Source organism: Pseudomonas sp. OTU750018 (assembly GCF_011636575.1).
Taxonomy (GTDB): domain Bacteria; phylum Pseudomonadota; class Gammaproteobacteria; order Pseudomonadales; family Pseudomonadaceae; genus Aquipseudomonas; species Aquipseudomonas peli.
In genome coordinates, this window is the sequence record NZ_JAAPAU010000001.1 from 95,010 (window position 1) to 110,877 (window position 15,868).

The window sequence follows — 15,868 nt, forward strand, 5'->3', positions numbered from 1 at the left end:
CTGCACACCCTGCCCCGCGCCTGTCGCTCGCCGACGGGCCAGCACGCTATTGCCACACGCCTGATCCCGTGTCGGCGCAGGTCGTCACTTTGACTTCACCGATTGAAATGGTTGGTTTAATGAAAAAGCTCCTATTGACCCTGCTGTGCCTGAGCGTGATCGGCTGCGCCAAGCACCCCGAGCCGGAAAAATCCGTGGATGTTCTGCTGATTGGCGGCGGCATCATGAGTGCCAGCCTGGGCACCTACCTCAATGAACTGGAGCCCGGCTGGAGCATCGACATCTACGAACGCCTCGATCGCGTCGCCGATGAAAGCTCCAATGCTTGGAACAACGCCGGCACCGGCCACTCGGCCTTCTGCGAGCTGAACTACACCCCCGAGCTGGCCGATGGCAGCATCGATATCAGCAAGGCGGTGGCAATCAACGAGTCCTTCGAGATTTCCAAACAGTTCTGGGCCTATCAGGTTGAACGCAAGGTGCTGAACAATCCGCCTTCGTTTATCAACAACGTGCCGCATATGAGCTTTGTCTGGGGTGATGACAACGTCGAGTTCCTCAAGAAGCGCCATTCCGCCCTGCAAGCCAGTTCGCTGTTCCGTGGCATGGAATATTCCGAGGACCCGCAGCAGATCAAGCAGTGGGTACCGCTGGTGATGGAAGGCCGCGAGCCTGGGCAAAAGCTTGCTGCCACCCGCGTATCGATCGGCACCGACGTCAACTTTGGCGAAATCACCCGCCAGCTGTTCGATTCGCTGAGCCAGCAGGACAACGTCAGCCTTAACCTGCAGCATGAAGTGCGCGGAATCGAGCGCAATGCCGACAACACCTGGAACGTGCAGGTGGCAGACCTGGTCAACGGCGGCGCCGAGAAAACCATCAACGCCAAGTTTGTGTTTATCGGCGCCGGCGGCGCCGCGCTGAAGCTGCTGCAGATGTCCGGCATCAGCGAGGCCGAAGGCTATGCTGGCTTCCCGGTCGGCGGCTCGTTCCTGGCCACTAGCAACCCGGAAATCGTCGCGCAGCATCAGGCCAAGGTCTACGGCAAAGCTTCGGTCGGTTCGCCGCCGATGTCCGTGCCGCACCTCGACACCCGTGTAATCGAGGGCCAGAAGGTGTTGCTGTTCGGACCGTTCGCCACCTTCTCCACCAAGTTTCTGAAAAACGGCTCGCTGCTCGATACCTTCAGCGCCCTGACCACCGACAACATCCTGCCGATGACCCACGCCGGCATCGATAATTTCTCGCTCAGCACCTACCTGATGGGCCAGCTGATGCTCAGCCAGGAAGACCGCATGGATTCGCTGCGCGAGTACTTCCCCAATGCCAAATCGGAGGATTGGGAGCTGATCCAGGCGGGTCAGCGCGTGCAGATCATCAAGAAAGACGCCGAACACGGCGGCATTCTGCAGTTCGGCACCGAAGTGGTCAGCGCCGCTGATGGCAGCATCGCAGCCCTGCTCGGTGCCTCGCCAGGTGCCTCAACGGCCGCGCCGATCATGCTCTCGGTGCTGGAGAAGACCTTCAAGGACAAGATGCAGAGTCCAGAATGGCAAACCAAGCTGAAAGAAATCATCCCGTCCTACGGCCAAAAGCTGAATGACGACCTGGCGCTGACTAATCAGACCCGCGCCTGGAGCAGCGAACGCCTGCAACTGGAGTTCGTTGAAGTGCCACCGCTGGCCCTCACCCCAGAGGTCAGCCAGGCGCAGTAAAGCGCCTGCTGGGCAATGCAGATTGCCCGAAGCACTGTTTACCGTCGCGACGGCGACACACCCTGCCGCCATGGATGGCGTGCAATAAAAAACCGGCCACAAGCCGGTTTTTTATTGCACTGTGAAAGCCTACTGGCCCTTGAACGGCACGCGTGGCTTGGTGCGTAAAGGGTCGAGCAGGCCCGACAGGCCGTTATGGTCGATCTCCTGCATCAGCGCCAGCAGCCGACCGATTTCACCCTGGGGGAAACCTTCACGGGCAAACCAGTTGAGGTAGTTACCCGGCAGATCGGCGAGCAAACGGCCTTTGTATTTGCCAAACGGCATTTCGCGGGTCACCAGCAGCAACAGGTCTTCGGGTTTCATCGCAGGCTCAGCAGGGTCAGGCAATCGAGCGCAAATTATGCCGTTCGACCGGGAGCACGGCCAGCGCCGGGCCAAGCGCAGCAAACTCGGGTAAGCTGCGCGCCCGTATTTAGCTACCCAAGGTTTGCCCCCGCATGATTATCAAGGCACTGCGCATTGGCCTCGGCCAGTTGATCATATTCCTCGACTGGATCAGCCGTCCGGCCAAGCTTAAACGCACCCCAGAAGCTCAGGCTGCGGTCGAGCAAAGCGCCAGCAACCTCGCGCTGTACCAGTTCCACGCCTGCCCGTTCTGCGTAAAAACCCGCCGCACCCTGCACAAGCTGAATGTGCCAGTGGCCCTGCGCGACGCGAAAAACGACGCCCAGGCGCGCAGCGAGCTGGAACAGCAAGGCGGCAAGATCAAGGTGCCGTGCCTGCGCATCGAAGAAAACGGCCAGAGCACCTGGCTGTACGAGTCCAAAGCGATCATCGCTTATCTCGATGAGCGCTTCGCTGCAGTCTGAACAAACAACCGGGGCCGCTTAGCGGCCCCGGTTGTTTCAGCGCTATAGCTGATCACTCAGCCCAGCCATTCAGTTCGCCAACACGCGTACCTTGCCGACCATTCCGGCCTGGTAGTGCCCGGGAATCAGGCAGGCAAAGTCGAATTCACCGACACGGTTGAAGGTCCAGATAACCTCCTCGCGCTGCCCCGGTGCCACATGCGTCATATCCGCTGATTCATGCTGCATGCCCGCGGATGTCGCCATCATCGCAGCATGCGCCTGTAACTCAGCCTGGGTACCGAGCACGAACTCGTGCATAACCTGCCCCTCGTTACGATGAACAAAGCGGATGGTTTCGCCCTGCTTGACGTCAAGCTGATCGGGGCTGAAACGCATCTGATCACTCATACTGATTTCGATGGTACGACTGACCTGCTCCGGCTCGCCGGCAATCCCCCAGGCCTTCTGCTGCTTTGCCGGTGCTGCCGCGTGATGCCCGCCGTGATGCTCGCCAGCGGCCCACGCAGCGCCGCTGCCCAACAGAAGGCCCAGACTCAATAGCAACGCAACAGCATTTGAAGATGCACTCATGGTTAATTTCTCGGAATAAAAACTGAATAAACGCTGTGAGCAGGCCGCTCCAAAGAGCAGGCCACACACAACAACACGGTGTTCAGACGAGAAATAACCGAGGCGGACGTTCGAGGGGGTCGCTGATAAAGCCGACAAACTGATCCAGTCGCGCCAGGGAAGGCTCGACTGCTTGCAGTGGAGAATTACTGACAATCACCGTGCTCAGGGCCACCGCACCGACACAGAATGCGCAAAGGCTGCACAGGCTGTTATCGGCGGCAGTTAGGGACTTGCTGGAGTTATCGCCGGAGTGATGTTGGCCGTGGGCAGACGCCTCAGCCGGCTGAGCCATGACCATCGCGCCCGGATGGTGCGCCGCCATTTGCGCATCAGCCTTGGCCATCGGCCCGCTCTGCTGGGTTACCGCGCATAACTGCATGCTGAGAGCGGCCATGCTCTGCGCTGGCAAGGCGAGCATCAGCATGCAAATCAGGGCAGTTCGCAGTGAGCGCATGGCGTTGGATGTTGTCGTAGGCAAAGACATGGAGGCGGATTATCCGCCCAACAGCAGCTTTGTCCATGCCTGAGCATGGGCAAAAGCCCCCGCAGCTGGCTATGATCGGAGCCCATGACCAGTACCCCACCCTTGCGCCAACCCTGCCCACCCGGTGCCTGCGATTGCGGGCGCGAGCAGCTGTTGCAGCAAGCCAACAGCGATGTGCGCATCCTGTTGCTTACCCGCACCGAGGAAAAGCGCCTGCTAGAGCGCCTGGAAAACCTTGAGAGCCTGGCGGACCTGGAGAAGCTGCAGCGGCGCATCTACGAACAACTCGGCGTGCGTGTTGCGGTTGCCCCAGGCTTCAATGAAGTACGCAGCATGCGCGGCATTGCGATTCAGATCGATGAGTTGCCCGGGCTGTGCCGCAAAACCCGCCAGGCCATTCCCACCGCCATTCGCCGCGGGTTTGAAAAGCGCCCGCAGATCGCCTACGACCTGCTGAACGCCCATGACCTGTTTCGCGATATTTGAGGGGCTGGCTAAGAGGGTCGTGAATTGGCAAAAAGGGCTAACCCCCGGTCGACTGCATGAGCCGAAGACCGCGCGGTTGACAGGCTGGTAAAAATCAGCAGAATCGCCGCCCCTTTTCCACGGATGGAAGTCCCTCGTGCAACGGATTGTGATTTTGGGCAATGCCGGCAGCGGCAAGTCCACACTGGCGCGGGCCTTGGGCAAGCGCCTCGGCGTAGCCGTCGTGCATCTTGATACCCTGTTCTGGGAGCCCGGCTGGGTCGAGCCCGACGCGGCGCAGTTCCGTGAAAGGGTCCGCGATGCGCTCACAACGGAGGCCTGGATCTGCGAAGGCAACTACGCCCGCCGCACCTTTGACCTGCGCCTGCCCAGCGCCGACCTGATCATCTGGCTGGATACGCCGCGCCTGTCCTGCCTTAGGCGCGTCATCGTACGTAGCGTCTTGAACCGACCGCGCCCCGACCTTCCGGCTGGCTGTAGAGAGCAACTCGACCGGGCATTTCTGGATTTTCTTAAATTCGTATGGCAGTTCGACCATGGCTACCGCCAAGGTATCGAGGCAGTGCGCATGGCCATCGGCCCGACGGTGCCAACATTGCATCTACGAGGCGGTCGAGAGATTACCGCCTTCCTGGCTCAGTTGCCCGCAACACCTGCAACCCGGCCCAGTTCGATCAACTGACGACCCGAATAAAGGGATTATTACTCGTGGCAAAACACTTCATTCGCCCGCTCGCGCTGTGCATTTTTCATCATCAGGGGAAAATACTGGTCAACCAATTCCACGACGCCGATGAGAACCGGACGCTCTTTCGCCCCATTGGTGGCGGCATTGAATTCGGCGAAAGGAGTCACGACGCCATCGTCCGCGAAGTGCAGGAAGAACTGGGTCGCTCGATCAGCGACATTCGCCTGATTGGCACGCTGGAAAGCATCTTCACCTACGCAGGCAAGCCGGGGCACGAGATTGTTCAGGTCTACGATGCCAGGTTTGACGACGCAGAGGTCTATGAACAACCCTGGCTAGACGGCCACGAAAGCGATGGCGCGCCGTTCAGAGCCGCGTGGCACTCCAGCGCCAGCTTCACCCCGGCATCACCGCTGGTACCGGAAGGGCTCTACGACCTGCTCAAGCGCGCAATGCTGCTGTGACGGCGCAAAAGTAGGCCGGGGCTGGCCGTATGCCAATCAAGGTGATGCGGGCATACGGCGCAACTCTCGAACGCTCTCAAGGTACTTCCCTGCACTCTCGCTTCGAATGGCAACACCGCCTGGCGCTGACATTCCCCGAATCGACTACCGCCCTCGCCCCGCCAGAATGCGCGTTGCGCCCTGGGTTTTCTGGCAGTACCAAAAGACGCGGCTGACGCCACGGGTGATCGCCACATAGGCCAGGCGCAGGCTTTCATCCTGCATGGCCTGGTCGTAGCTGTTGCTGAAGAAGCCCGAGTGGGCGTACAGCGCATTGCGCAGCGGGTGCGGCTCGGGTGGTTGGCAGTCATCGAGGATGATCGCCACTTCGGCCTGCAGGCCCTTGGCGCGGTGGATGGTGTAAGCCTTGACCGGCAGCTGCTTGTCCAGCTGCGCGGTAATGGCTTGCAGGGGCTCATTCCGCCGGCTCAGTAGCAGCACGGCATTCCGTTCGCGGCTGTTGCGCTCGGCGGCGTAAGCGCACTGCGCGCGGATCTGTTTGAGCAGCTCCGGCAGGCGTGCCTTGCTGTCGAAACGCTGAATCAGGCGCACGCCATGATCGCCCGGCTGCGCGGCTTTAATCGCCTGGCTGGCCTTTGCCTGTTTGTGCTGCACGTCGCCGAGCAGCGCTTCAGCGTCACGAATAATCGGCTCAATCGAACGGTAGTTGTTGGCCAGGGTCAGCACGGCGCTGCGCTTGGCTTTACCTTTCCCGGGAAAGTGCCGATCAAAGTCGATAAATAGCTCCGGCGAACTGCCGCGCCAGCCGTAGATCGACTGCCAGTCATCGCCGATGGCCATCAGACTGACCGCAGACCCCTGCCCGGCCAGCGTGCGCTGCACGGCCTGCAGCCACTGTACGATCTGCGGCGAGATGTCTTGAAATTCATCGATCAGCAGATGACTGAACGACGCCAGCAGTGACGCTGCCACGCCCTGCCCGTCTGCATTCAGCCTTGCCGTCAGCTGGGCAAAGGCGGCGTTAAAGGTCAACAGCCCCTGCTCCTGCAAAGCGCGCTGAAAATAGGGCCAAAACAGCAGCAGTGCCTCAAGAAACTCACGCAATGGTATTGCAGTGTCGAGGCGTTGCGGCTGCATAGTCGACAGCTCAACGCCGATGCTTTCGGCAAACCCGGCCTGGGTATAGAACACCTCATACAGCGGCGCAGCACTGAATTCGCCTGCCAGCTTATAGGCATCCAACGGCGCCTTCGGCAGACGCTTACTCTCAGCCGGCGGCAAGGGTAATTGCAGCAGGCTATGCACCCGCTTGCGAAATTCCGGCTGCTCGGCATAGCACTGCTGGTAAGCCTGCTTAAGCAGACGCTGTTGGGCCGGCCGCAGCCGTCCGGCGCTCAGCGGGTTATCCAGTTCGCGGCTCGCAGCTTGTGGGTCATCCAGTTGCTCAAACCAGCGCGGGTTGTTCAGCAGGCTCTTGGCCACGCTGCCCATGGCCGAGTGAAACGTACGCACAGACTGACGCGCCTGGGCGGCATCAAAGGGGTAGTTGAAGAAGCCCAACACCTTGAGAAACTGCTCACGCAGCTCGGCACAGGAGGCATTGGTAAAGGAAATCACCGTCAGCTGCTCGGGCTTGATGCCCAGGTGACAGAACATAAACACCACCCGCAGCACCAACGTGGTGGATTTGCCCGAACCGGCCCCGGCGAAGATGCGCGTCAGCGGATGATTGCTGAGGATCATCGCCCACTGTTCATCCGATGGCGCACTGAGCAGCCCAGCCGTCACCGCCCGCGCCACCTGCTCGCGCATGGCCTGAGCTTGCGCGGCCTCGACTGTCAGCATGGCCGGCCCGTAAATGCCTTGAGAGCGTGGTTTACTGGCAGCGCGGCGCGGATTAGCCGGCGGCTTCGCGCCAGCAGATTGACCCTTGCTAGCCGCTTTTTTGGCCCGTGGTGCAGGCTTTTTTAACTGCACCGCCGCTTCACGCTCGGCACGCAGATAAGCTGTGGTGTGGGGAAAGTAGCGCGCCAGTGCAGCGGACAACAGCCGCTTATAGCGCTGAACAGCAGATGGCATTCGCGACCCAGCCAGAAGATAGATCGTTGAATGATAAGTGCTTTTTACGGCGAACTGGCGACTGAGCGGTGAGAAAGCGCAGCGCCTCTCACCGCTCAGCTGATCCGACAGCTATCAGTCGAGCATACCGACATAACGCGGATGGCTGGCAACCCGCTCCAGCCAAGCGCGAATGGCCGGATAGGGCGTCAGATCAAAGCCGCCTTCATCCGCCACATGGGTGTAGGCGTACAGGGCGATATCGGCAATCGAGAAATTCTCGCCAACCAGATATGGCGTGCGCTGCAGCTGCTTCTCCATCACCTTGAGTGCCTTATGACCGCGCACATGGCACTCTTCGTACTCGCTGCGGCGCGCTTCGGGCAGGCCCTGATACAGCTGGATAAAGCGTGCCACCGCGACGTAAGGCTCGTGGCTGTATTGCTCGAAAAACTGCCACTGCAGCACCTGAGTGCGCAGACGCGGCTCGCTGGGCAGAAACGCGCTGCCGTCGGCGAGGAAGTTGAGGATGGCATTGGACTCCCACAGGCAGGTGCCGTCGTCCAGCTCCAGCACGGGAATCTTGCCGTTGGGGTTCTTGGTCAGGAAGGCGTCGCTCTGGGTTTCGCCCTTGAGGATATCGATCGGGATCCACTCATAGGGCTGATCCAGCAGGTGCAGCATCAGCTTGACCTTGTAGCAGTTGCCCGAGCGGTAATCGCCATAGACCTTATACATATCGCCCTCCTCCTAACCTGCTTAACGCGTGGACTAGCTTGCTTGTGCCTGGCGAATCACCTCTGCCAGGCGCTTGAGGCCTTCACTTAGGCGCTCCGGCGCAACGTGGCTAAAGTTAAGCCGCAAATGCCCAGGGTTAGCGTCCGGATCAATAAAGAACGGTTCGCCCGGCATAAACGCCACGTTCTGCGCCAGCGCCGGCGCCAGCAGCGTACGCGTATCCAGCGGCTGCTTGAGGGTCAGCCAGAAGAACAGCCCACCTTGAGGAATCTGCCAGTCGGCCAGGTCGCTGAAATGCTCGACCAGCACGTCCTGCATGGCATCACGGCGCACCCGGTAAAAATCACGCAATTCGGCCAAGTGTTCGCGGTAATGCCGCGTGCCCAGCCATTGCAACGCCTGCCACTGACCAATACGGTTGGTGTGCAGGTCAGCGGACTGTTTCAACCGCAGCAAATAGGGGTACAGGTCTGGAGTGGCGATCAGGTAACCGACGCGCAGGCCAGGCAGCAGGGTTTTCGACACGGTGCCGGTGTAGATCCAGCTGGCCTGCTTAAGGCGGCTGACAATCGGTGTAGCGCTGCCATCATCAAATACCAGTTCACGGTAGGGCTCATCTTCGATCAGGGTCACGCCAAACTCATCGAGCAAGGCTGCCACCGCATCGCGCTTGGCTTCGCTGTAGCGCACCGCCGATGGGTTCTGGAAAGTTGGGATTAAATAGGCGAAAGCCGGCTTGTGGTTCTGCAGCCGCTCGCGCAACGCATCGATCTGCGGGCCATCGGCTTCCTGCGGCACGGCGATGCAATCGGCGCCGAACAACTGAAAAGCCTGCAATGCCGCGAGGTAAGTCGGCGCCTCCAGCAACACCTCGGTACCCGGATCGATAAACAGCTTGCTGGCCAAATCCAGGGTTTGCTGCGAACCGCTGACGATCAGTACCTGGCTGGCGTCGCAGGGTACGCCCAAGGCGCGCGCCTCTTCAGCAATCGCTTCACGCAGCTCAGGCTCGCCTTCGCTGGTGCCGTATTGCCCCATGCTGGTGGGCATATCCGCCCATTCCACCCGCGGCAACATCGGCTCGGCCGGCAGACCGCCGGCAAACGACATCACTTCTGGACGCTGCGCGGCAGCCAGGATTTCACGGATCAGGGAGCTTTTCAGGCGGGCAACACGTTCGGAGAAGGCCATGGATACACCGGTAGCGAAGGCAAATAAAAATAGGTCAAACTGTTTGACCAAAGCTCTGTTTGACAGAAGCTACGACGATCAGCCTGGATACGTCAACATGCTTGACCTTAAAAACCCAAACACTCAACAGACCGCCATGGAAGCGTTCTTCTTCGGTTACCAGGCGTTTACCGCCAAGGCCGATGAGATGCTGGCGCGCCGCGGCCTGTCGCGCGTGCATCACCGCATTCTGTTCTTTATCGCCAAGTACCCCGGCTTGAGCATGAAAGAGCTGCTCGGCTACCTGGGTGTAAGCAAACAAGCGCTAAACACCCCGCTGCGTCAGCTGCTGGAAATGAACCTGGTGCAGAGCCTTGCCGCTGAAGACGACAAGCGCAAACGCCTACTCGGCTTTACTGCTGAAGGCGCCAAGCTGGAACAGGCTCTGCGCCGTGAACAGGCCAAGCTGCTGCAGCGGGCGTTCAGTGAAGCCGGAGAAATAGCCGTGAGCGGCTGGTTGCAGGTCAATCAAACCCTGCACAACAGCGCAAATGAAGGCTGAGAGAGCACCCACGGCAAAACTGTACTGACGCTACAACCGAGCCAACTAAAACTGTACCGCCCATTGCCTGCATCGCTGTACCGCGACGCTCTGAGCATCTCCCCCTAGGCTGATCAGCACTGCCCCTGAGTGCTGCGCCATGACCACCGAACTGCTGCTCGCCTTTATCGCCTTTGCCTTTGTCACCTCGGTGACGCCGGGCCCTAACAATATGATGCTGCTCGCCAGCGGGGTGAATTTCGGCCTGCGCCGCAGCCTGCCGCACATGTTCGGCATCAGCCTGGGCTTTATGCTGCTGGTGGCTTCGGTCGGCCTCGGCCTTGGTCAATTGTTCGAGCAGGTGCCGCTGCTCTACAGCGTGCTGCGCTATCTGGGCGCCGCCTACTTGCTGTACCTGGCCTGGAAGATTGCCGGCTCTGGTGCGCCGCAGGATGGCGGAAAGCCGGTGGGCAAGCCGTTTACCTTTCTGCAGGCAGCGGCCTTTCAGTGGGTCAACCCGAAAGCTTGGATCATGGCTATCGGCGCTATTACCACCTACACCCCGCAGGAAAATTTCGTAGTCAATGTGCTGCTAATCGCGGCGCTGTTCGCCCTGGTCAACTGCCCTAGCGTCGGCCTGTGGACGGTGGCCGGCAGCCTGCTGCGCAACTGGCTGAGCAACGCCCGAGCGCTGCGCATCTTCAATATCGGCATGGCCATGCTGCTGGTAGCCTCGCTGTACCCCATCTTCGCCGACACCGGACTGCTCTGATGCACGACCTGCCGCAAACCCGCCTACGGCCGCTGGCCGACACCTCGACCTCGGCGGTAGTCGCCGGGTTTATCGCCATGCTCACCGGCTACACCAGCTCGCTGGTGCTGATGTTCCAGGCTGGCCAGGCCGCAGGGCTGACCAACGGGCAGATTTCATCGTGGATTTGGGCGCTGTCGATTGGTATGGCGATCTGCTGCATCGGCCTGTCGCTGCGCTACCGCGCGCCGATCATGATCGCCTGGTCCACCCCTGGCGCGGCCCTGCTGATCACCAGTCTGCCCGGCGTGCCGTATAGCGAGGCAATTGGCGCCTATATCTTCGCCTCCGGGCTGATTGTGCTGATCGGCCTGACGGGCACGTTTGACCGCCTCATGCGGCGCATTCCCGGTTCAATTGCGGCAGCGCTGCTGGCGGGCGTGCTGTTCAAAATCGGTCTGGAAATCTGCGTGGCCGCCGAACAGCAGCCGCTGCTGGTGGTGGCGATGTTGCTCGCTTACTTGTTGGGTAAACGGCTGCTACCGCGGTATGCGGTGCTTGCGGCACTGATTGTTGGCAGCGTGCTGGCTGCGGTCTTCGGCCTGCTCAATTTCGAGCACTTCGAGCTGCAACTGGCGGTGCCGGAATGGACCACACCGAGCTTCTCCCTGGCAGCGGTCATCAGCATCGGCATTCCACTGTTTATCGTCGCCATGGCCTCGCAGAACTTGCCGGGCATGGCTGTGCTGCGCGCCAATGGCTATGACGTTCCAGCCAGCCCGCTGCTCACCACCACCGGGCTGACATCCATGCTGCTGGCGCCCTTTGGCAGCCATGGCATTCATATGGCCGCTATCAGCGCAGCGATCTGCGCCGGCCCGGAAGCCCACGAAGACCCGAAAAAACGCTACACAGCCGCCATCTGGTGCGGGGTGTTCTACGGCATCGCCGGCATCTTCGGCGCCACCCTGGCGGCGTTGTTTGCCGCGCTACCGAAAGCCCTGATCCTGTCCATCGCAGCACTGGCGCTGTTCGCTTCGATCATCGGCGGCCTGACTCAGGCCATGAGCGAGCCGAAAGAGCGTGAAGCGGCGCTGATCACCTTTCTGGTAACCGCCTCGGGCATGACCCTGTTTTCGGTGGGCTCGGCGTTCTGGGGGATTGTTGCGGGCTTGCTGACCTTGGCGATTCTTAACTGGGGCAAGCAAGACGCGTAATTAGCAGGTATAAAAAACGGGCTTATGCATACACATAAGCCCGTTTTTGTTACAGCCGGTGCAATCAGCCGCGCTGACGCTTCGGCAGCACATCCTTAAGTTTGGCGTGCATGCCGCGCAGGGTTTTCTCGGTGCTTTCCCAATCGATGCACGCATCGGTAATGGACACGCCGTACTTGAGCTGGCTGAGGTCCTTGGGAATCGACTGGTTGCCCCAGCCCAGGTGGCTTTCCACCATCAGGCCGACGATCGACTGGTTGCCTTCGAGAATCTGGTTGGCGACGTTGTCCATCACCAGCGGTTGCAGGGCCGGGTCCTTGTTGGAGTTGGCGTGGCTGCAATCGACCATGATGTTCGGGCGTATGCCGGCTTTGGTCAGTTCCTGCTCACAAACGGCAACACTCACCGAATCGTAGTTCGGCTTGCCATTGCCACCGCGCAGCACTACGTGGCCGTAGGCATTGCCTTTGGTGGTAACGATGGACACACCACCTTCCTGGTTGATACCGAGGAAACGGTGAGGGCTGGAGACCGACTGCAGGGCGTTGATCGCCACAGTCAGGCCGCCATCAGTGCCGTTCTTGAAGCCCACTGACGAAGACAGGCCTGAGGCCATCTCGCGGTGGGTTTGCGATTCGGTGGTGCGCGCGCCGATGGCCGACCAGCTGATCAGGTCCTGCAGGTACTGCGGGGAAATCGGGTCGAGGGCTTCGGTAGCGGTCGGCAGGCCCATTTCAGCCAGGTCACGGAGCAACTGGCGACCGATATGCAGGCCATCCTGAATCTTGAACGAGTCATCCATAAACGGATCGTTGATCAGGCCTTTCCAGCCGACAGTGGTACGCGGCTTCTCGAAATACACCCGCATAACCAGATACAGACTGTCCGAAACCTCGGCAGCCAGAGCCTTGAGGCGCTCGGCATACTCGTGGGCGGCCTTGATATCGTGGATCGAGCACGGCCCGACCACCACGAACAGGCGATGATCCTTGCCATCGAGAATATTGCGGATCACCTCACGACCGCTGGCAACCGTGCGCAGAGCAGCATCGGTCAGCGGAATTTCACGCTTGAGCTGTGCGGGAGTTATCAGGGTTTCGTTGGAGGCAACGTTCAGGTCATCAATCGGTAAATCAGCCATCGTGCTATTCATCAGTCAGAGTCATCAGGTCACGGGTGCCGGCCGCCAGCGATCCCCGTGTGGCGGAGCACAGCAATATGAGCACAGCGGGGAAGCCGAACCTTAGCGCGTATAGGCCTGGCTCGACAATGGGCTTTGCGGCTTAAGCCGCGCCGAGTGGACGATTCAACTAATTCAGGCTGGCGCGGGAAAATTCGGCGGCATGCTGGCTGATCCACTCCTGCGCCACCACCTCGACCGGCAAGCTGCAGCCCAGTTCCTGCTCGCGTTGATGGCGATAATGCTCAATCTGGCAGACCTGTTCGACCATACGCGCGCGAAACAGCGTGTCCTCATCGACAAAGGCGATACCCACCAGGTATTTGTCTTCCTGTTTGCGGCACCACGCCACCAGGCCTGGGTAACGCGCATGCTCGCCGAACAGCGGAATACGCAACTCGATGGCCGTACCGCGGCGAAAAGCACGGTTGGAGTTGCAAGCCACACCGCCGAGACTGATATTGTTCAGCCGCTGCTTGGGCACGAACGCCTGTTTACGCAGCACTAACTCAACGGGCATATCACTGGGATGACGCAAAAAGTGACGCATCTTATGACTACCTCGGATGCCATCAATTTGATACCACATTGGCCAGTATAGTGACTGAGCTGGAACTGACCGATTTAGATGCAGACCGCTACTTGCTCGACGCGCCTGGCATCTCATTGCTGATATTTACCAGCATAGGTTGTGCCAGTTGCCGCTGGGTGAAGCGTGAGCTGCCTAAGTTACCCTTAGCCATCCAACGCTTGGCCTGGGTCGATGCGGCCGACAACGGCGGTTTAGTGACGCGTTATGAGGTATTTCAGCTCCCGGCGCTATTCGTAGTGCGCGATGGTCAGTTTTATGGCGCGTTGCAGAGCCGTCTGCAGCCCGCCGCACTTATTCAGGCGCTGGACACTGCCCTGTCGCGCCACGCAGAGGACTTACCCTGATGACCCCAACTCCCCGTATCGGCATTATCGGCTCCGGCGCCATTGGTGGCTTCTATGGCCTGATGCTGGCCCGCGCCTGCTTTGATGTGCATTTTCTGCTGCGCAGCGAGTTCGCCGCAGTCGCCAGCCAAGGCTTGCACGTCAACAGTGCCCTACACGGCAACCTGCACCTGGATAACGTGCAGGCGTATCAGTCAGCGGCTGATATGCCGCCGTGCGACTGGCTGCTGATCGGCGCTAAAACCACCAGCAACGCCGAACTGGCTCCACTGATCAGCCAGGCCGCTGCGCCCGGCGCCAAGGTGGTGCTGATGCAGAACGGCCTGGCCGTAGAAGACGAGTTGCGCCCGCTGCTACCGGACTCGCTGCACCTGTTGGGCGGCCTCTGCTACATCTGCGCCCATCGCAGTGCGCCGGGAGTGGTCGAGCACCAGGCGCTGGGTAACGTCAATCTGGGCTATCACTCAGGCCCGGCTTGTGATGCCGAGAGCCGTCAGCAGATCCTCGAACAAGGCAGCGCGCTGTTCCAGGCTGCTGGCCTTGACTCCACCGCCATGGCCGAACTGAACCAGGCACGCTGGCAGAAACTGGTGTGGAACGTGCCCTACAACGGTCTGGCCGTGCTGCTGAACAGCGCCACCACGGCACTAATGGGCAACACCGACAGCCGCGCGCTGATCGAGGCGATCATGCAGGAAGTGGTGGATGCGGCCGGCGCCTGCGGCTATCAGCTACCTGCCGGGTTTGCCGGCAAGCTGCTGAGCGCCACCGACCGCATGCCGGATTACCTGCCGAGCATGTACCACGACTTTGCCCTGCAGCGCCCACTGGAGCTGCATGCCATCTACGCCGCGCCGTTGGCTGCTGCGGCGCAGGCCGGCTGCGCCATGCCGCGCACCGAGATGCTCTATCAGACCCTACGTTTCCTCGAACAACGCGCGCAATAGGACACAGCCATGAGCAAGGGATTAGGCGACAAACTGGTGCTGGCGATCTCCTCGCGGGCGCTGTTCGACCTGCGCGACAGCCACCAGATTTATGAAAGCCAGGGCGTCGAGGCCTATCGCCAATACCAGATTGAGCATGAGGACGAGATACTCCCGCCAGGGGATGCCTTTCCGCTGGTCGAGAAGCTGCTGGCGCTGAACACGGCCCTCAATCAGCAGCGCGTTGAGGTAATCCTGGTTTCGCGCAACAGCGCCGACACCGGCTTACGTGCGTTCAACTCAATCCAGCACTACGGGCTGGGCATATCCCGCGCAGCCTTTGTTGGCGGGCGAAGCCCCGACCCTTATCTGGCCGCATTTGGCTGCCACCTGTTTCTCTCCACCCACGCCGAAGATGTGCGCAGCGCATTGCGTGCAGGTTTCGGTGCGGCGACCATTCTTTCCGGCGGCGCGCGGCGAGCGGCCAGCAATGAACTGCGCATCGCCTTCGACGGTGATGCCGTGCTGTTTTCCGATGAATCCGAACGGGTCTATCAGCAGGCCGGATTGGAAGCCTTTCAGAGCCACGAGCGGCAGTCGGCACGTGAGCTGCTCGGCGGCGGCCCATTCAAACCCTTCCTTGCCGCCCTGCACCGTCTGCAACAGGAGTTTCCTGAAGAGCAGTGCCCGATTCGCACCGCATTGGTTACAGCGCGTTCGGCGCCGGCCCATGAGCGGGTGATTCGCACGCTGCGCGAGTGGAATATCCGCTTGGATGAGTCGTTCTTCCTCGGTGGTCTGGAAAAAGCCGCAATTCTGGAAACCTTCGGCGCCGACGTGTTTTTCGACGACCAAACCGGCCACTGCGAAAAAGCCAACAAGGTCGTACCTACCGGCCATGTGCCACACGGCATCAGCAACGAACCGCAGCTCTAGTTCCCGCGCGAGGGCGGTCAATCGCCCTCGCCGCTAAGCACTCTCTATCTCCCTGCCTATATAACCATTCGTCCTCAAAACCTCGGCTTTC

19 protein-coding genes are annotated in these 15,868 nt (G+C 60.3%); 11 read left to right on the forward strand and 8 right to left on the reverse strand.

The window, feature by feature from the left end:
* Positions 1 to 119 precede the first annotated feature (119 nt).
* Complete coding sequence (locus HCI85_RS00475; RefSeq protein ID WP_167141013.1) at positions 120 to 1,715, forward strand: malate:quinone oxidoreductase; 1,596 nt, start codon at positions 120 to 122, stop codon at positions 1,713 to 1,715.
* Between the two features lie 129 nt (positions 1,716 to 1,844).
* On the opposite strand, the gene HCI85_RS00480 is transcribed toward HCI85_RS00475, so the two are convergent.
* The gene (locus HCI85_RS00480) at positions 1,845 to 2,081 is read right to left on the reverse strand and encodes a DUF3820 family protein (RefSeq protein ID WP_090247851.1); all 237 of its coding nucleotides are present in this window, start codon (positions 2,079 to 2,081) and stop codon (positions 1,845 to 1,847) included.
* Between the two features lie 134 nt (positions 2,082 to 2,215).
* On the opposite strand from HCI85_RS00480, the gene HCI85_RS00485 reads away from it, so the two are divergent.
* A complete protein-coding gene (locus HCI85_RS00485; RefSeq protein ID WP_090247853.1) occupies positions 2,216 to 2,587 on the forward strand; it encodes a glutaredoxin family protein in 372 nt (123 codons plus the stop codon).
* 69 nt (positions 2,588 to 2,656) lie between these two features.
* Here the strand turns inward: HCI85_RS00485 and HCI85_RS00490 are convergent, their stop codons facing one another.
* Together HCI85_RS00490 and HCI85_RS00495 are read right to left on the reverse strand one after the other, a co-directional pair.
* Entirely contained in the window at positions 2,657 to 3,160 is a 504-nt protein-coding gene (locus tag HCI85_RS00490; protein ID WP_167141015.1) for a cupredoxin domain-containing protein, read from the reverse strand.
* 82 nt (positions 3,161 to 3,242) lie between these two features.
* On the reverse strand, positions 3,243 to 3,620 hold the full coding sequence (locus HCI85_RS00495) for a hypothetical protein (RefSeq protein ID WP_167141017.1): 378 nt from the start codon (positions 3,618 to 3,620) through the stop codon (positions 3,243 to 3,245).
* A gap of 150 nt (positions 3,621 to 3,770) precedes the next feature.
* On the opposite strand from HCI85_RS00495, the gene HCI85_RS00500 reads away from it, so the two are divergent.
* The 3 genes from HCI85_RS00500 to HCI85_RS00510 all read left to right on the forward strand — a co-directional run bounded on the left by HCI85_RS00500 (position 3,771) and on the right by HCI85_RS00510 (position 5,324).
* Complete coding sequence (locus HCI85_RS00500) at positions 3,771 to 4,172, forward strand: hypothetical protein (protein ID WP_167141019.1); 402 nt, start codon at positions 3,771 to 3,773, stop codon at positions 4,170 to 4,172.
* Positions 4,173 to 4,308: 136 nt separating this feature from the next.
* Positions 4,309 to 4,854 carry an AAA family ATPase gene (locus HCI85_RS00505; protein WP_167141021.1) on the forward strand — a complete coding sequence of 182 codons (546 nt, stop codon included), beginning with the start codon at positions 4,309 to 4,311 and terminating at the stop codon, positions 4,852 to 4,854.
* A gap of 26 nt (positions 4,855 to 4,880) precedes the next feature.
* Complete coding sequence (locus HCI85_RS00510; protein WP_090247859.1) at positions 4,881 to 5,324, forward strand: NUDIX hydrolase; 444 nt, start codon at positions 4,881 to 4,883, stop codon at positions 5,322 to 5,324.
* 144 nt (positions 5,325 to 5,468) lie between these two features.
* Here HCI85_RS00510 and HCI85_RS00515 read toward each other — a convergent pair whose 3' ends face one another.
* From HCI85_RS00515 to HCI85_RS00525, 3 genes are all read right to left on the reverse strand, one after another.
* Positions 5,469 to 7,403 (reverse strand): DEAD/DEAH box helicase, encoded by a 1,935-nt coding sequence (locus tag HCI85_RS00515; protein WP_167141023.1) that lies wholly within the window; start codon positions 7,401 to 7,403, stop codon positions 5,469 to 5,471.
* A gap of 114 nt (positions 7,404 to 7,517) precedes the next feature.
* Complete coding sequence (locus HCI85_RS00520) at positions 7,518 to 8,120, reverse strand: glutathione S-transferase family protein (RefSeq protein WP_167141025.1); 603 nt, start codon at positions 8,118 to 8,120, stop codon at positions 7,518 to 7,520.
* Between the two features lie 33 nt (positions 8,121 to 8,153).
* Positions 8,154 to 9,311 (reverse strand): aminotransferase-like domain-containing protein, encoded by a 1,158-nt coding sequence (locus HCI85_RS00525; RefSeq protein WP_167141027.1) that lies wholly within the window; start codon positions 9,309 to 9,311, stop codon positions 8,154 to 8,156.
* 97 nt (positions 9,312 to 9,408) lie between these two features.
* On the opposite strand from HCI85_RS00525, the gene HCI85_RS00530 reads away from it, so the two are divergent.
* The 3 genes from HCI85_RS00530 to HCI85_RS00540 all read left to right on the forward strand — a co-directional run bounded on the left by HCI85_RS00530 (position 9,409) and on the right by HCI85_RS00540 (position 11,799).
* Positions 9,409 to 9,852, forward strand: a complete 444-nt coding sequence (locus HCI85_RS00530; RefSeq protein ID WP_167141029.1) for a MarR family winged helix-turn-helix transcriptional regulator — start codon at positions 9,409 to 9,411, stop codon at positions 9,850 to 9,852.
* Between the two features lie 139 nt (positions 9,853 to 9,991).
* Positions 9,992 to 10,603: a LysE family translocator gene (locus HCI85_RS00535; protein ID WP_167141031.1), complete on the forward strand. Its 612-nt coding sequence runs from the start codon at positions 9,992 to 9,994 to the stop codon at positions 10,601 to 10,603.
* Positions 10,603 to 11,799 (forward strand): benzoate/H(+) symporter BenE family transporter, encoded by a 1,197-nt coding sequence (locus tag HCI85_RS00540; RefSeq protein WP_167141034.1) that lies wholly within the window; start codon positions 10,603 to 10,605, stop codon positions 11,797 to 11,799. Before HCI85_RS00535 ends, HCI85_RS00540 begins: the two co-directional genes overlap by 1 nt.
* A gap of 64 nt (positions 11,800 to 11,863) precedes the next feature.
* Here HCI85_RS00540 and HCI85_RS00545 read toward each other — a convergent pair whose 3' ends face one another.
* The gene (locus HCI85_RS00545; RefSeq protein WP_167141038.1) at positions 11,864 to 12,940 is read right to left on the reverse strand and encodes a 3-deoxy-7-phosphoheptulonate synthase; all 1,077 of its coding nucleotides are present in this window, start codon (positions 12,938 to 12,940) and stop codon (positions 11,864 to 11,866) included.
* Positions 12,941 to 13,109: 169 nt separating this feature from the next.
* Positions 13,110 to 13,529, reverse strand: coding sequence for a PilZ domain-containing protein (locus HCI85_RS00550; protein ID WP_160084841.1), 420 nt, complete (start codon positions 13,527 to 13,529; stop codon positions 13,110 to 13,112).
* A gap of 50 nt (positions 13,530 to 13,579) precedes the next feature.
* On the opposite strand from HCI85_RS00550, the gene HCI85_RS00555 reads away from it, so the two are divergent.
* The 3 genes from HCI85_RS00555 to HCI85_RS00565 are packed head-to-tail and all read left to right on the forward strand — an operon-like array spanning position 13,580 to position 15,777.
* Entirely contained in the window at positions 13,580 to 13,915 is a 336-nt protein-coding gene (locus HCI85_RS00555; RefSeq protein WP_241693703.1) for a thioredoxin family protein, read from the forward strand.
* Complete coding sequence (locus HCI85_RS00560; RefSeq protein WP_167141042.1) at positions 13,915 to 14,862, forward strand: putative 2-dehydropantoate 2-reductase; 948 nt, start codon at positions 13,915 to 13,917, stop codon at positions 14,860 to 14,862. The genes HCI85_RS00555 and HCI85_RS00560 overlap by 1 nt, the downstream gene beginning before the upstream one ends.
* 9 nt (positions 14,863 to 14,871) lie before the next feature.
* Positions 14,872 to 15,777: a 5'-nucleotidase gene (locus HCI85_RS00565; RefSeq protein ID WP_090247874.1), complete on the forward strand. Its 906-nt coding sequence runs from the start codon at positions 14,872 to 14,874 to the stop codon at positions 15,775 to 15,777.
* Positions 15,778 to 15,868: the final 91 nt, after the last annotated feature.

What these genes read in the sequence shown, in the direction of transcription:
- HCI85_RS00475 (WP_167141013.1), top strand. Translation starts at nt 120, where the DNA reads ATGAAAAAGCTCCTATTGACCCTGCTGTGCCTGAGCGTGATCGGCTGC.
- HCI85_RS00480 (WP_090247851.1), bottom strand. Translation starts at nt 2,081, where the DNA reads ATGAAACCCGAAGACCTGTTGCTGCTGGTGACCCGCGAAATGCCGTTT.
- HCI85_RS00485 (WP_090247853.1), top strand. Translation starts at nt 2,216, where the DNA reads ATGATTATCAAGGCACTGCGCATTGGCCTCGGCCAGTTGATCATATTC.
- HCI85_RS00490 (WP_167141015.1), bottom strand. Translation starts at nt 3,160, where the DNA reads ATGAGTGCATCTTCAAATGCTGTTGCGTTGCTATTGAGTCTGGGCCTT.
- HCI85_RS00495 (WP_167141017.1), bottom strand. Translation starts at nt 3,620, where the DNA reads ATGCTCGCCTTGCCAGCGCAGAGCATGGCCGCTCTCAGCATGCAGTTA.
- HCI85_RS00500 (WP_167141019.1), top strand. Translation starts at nt 3,771, where the DNA reads ATGACCAGTACCCCACCCTTGCGCCAACCCTGCCCACCCGGTGCCTGC.
- HCI85_RS00515 (WP_167141023.1), bottom strand. Translation starts at nt 7,403, where the DNA reads ATGCCATCTGCTGTTCAGCGCTATAAGCGGCTGTTGTCCGCTGCACTG.
- HCI85_RS00520 (WP_167141025.1), bottom strand. Translation starts at nt 8,120, where the DNA reads ATGTATAAGGTCTATGGCGATTACCGCTCGGGCAACTGCTACAAGGTC.
- HCI85_RS00525 (WP_167141027.1), bottom strand. Translation starts at nt 9,311, where the DNA reads ATGGCCTTCTCCGAACGTGTTGCCCGCCTGAAAAGCTCCCTGATCCGT.
- HCI85_RS00530 (WP_167141029.1), top strand. Translation starts at nt 9,409, where the DNA reads ATGCTTGACCTTAAAAACCCAAACACTCAACAGACCGCCATGGAAGCG.
- HCI85_RS00535 (WP_167141031.1), top strand. Translation starts at nt 9,992, where the DNA reads ATGACCACCGAACTGCTGCTCGCCTTTATCGCCTTTGCCTTTGTCACC.
- HCI85_RS00540 (WP_167141034.1), top strand. Translation starts at nt 10,603, where the DNA reads ATGCACGACCTGCCGCAAACCCGCCTACGGCCGCTGGCCGACACCTCG.
- HCI85_RS00545 (WP_167141038.1), bottom strand. Translation starts at nt 12,940, where the DNA reads ATGGCTGATTTACCGATTGATGACCTGAACGTTGCCTCCAACGAAACC.
- HCI85_RS00550 (WP_160084841.1), bottom strand. Translation starts at nt 13,529, where the DNA reads ATGCGTCACTTTTTGCGTCATCCCAGTGATATGCCCGTTGAGTTAGTG.
- HCI85_RS00560 (WP_167141042.1), top strand. Translation starts at nt 13,915, where the DNA reads ATGACCCCAACTCCCCGTATCGGCATTATCGGCTCCGGCGCCATTGGT.
- HCI85_RS00565 (WP_090247874.1), top strand. Translation starts at nt 14,872, where the DNA reads ATGAGCAAGGGATTAGGCGACAAACTGGTGCTGGCGATCTCCTCGCGG.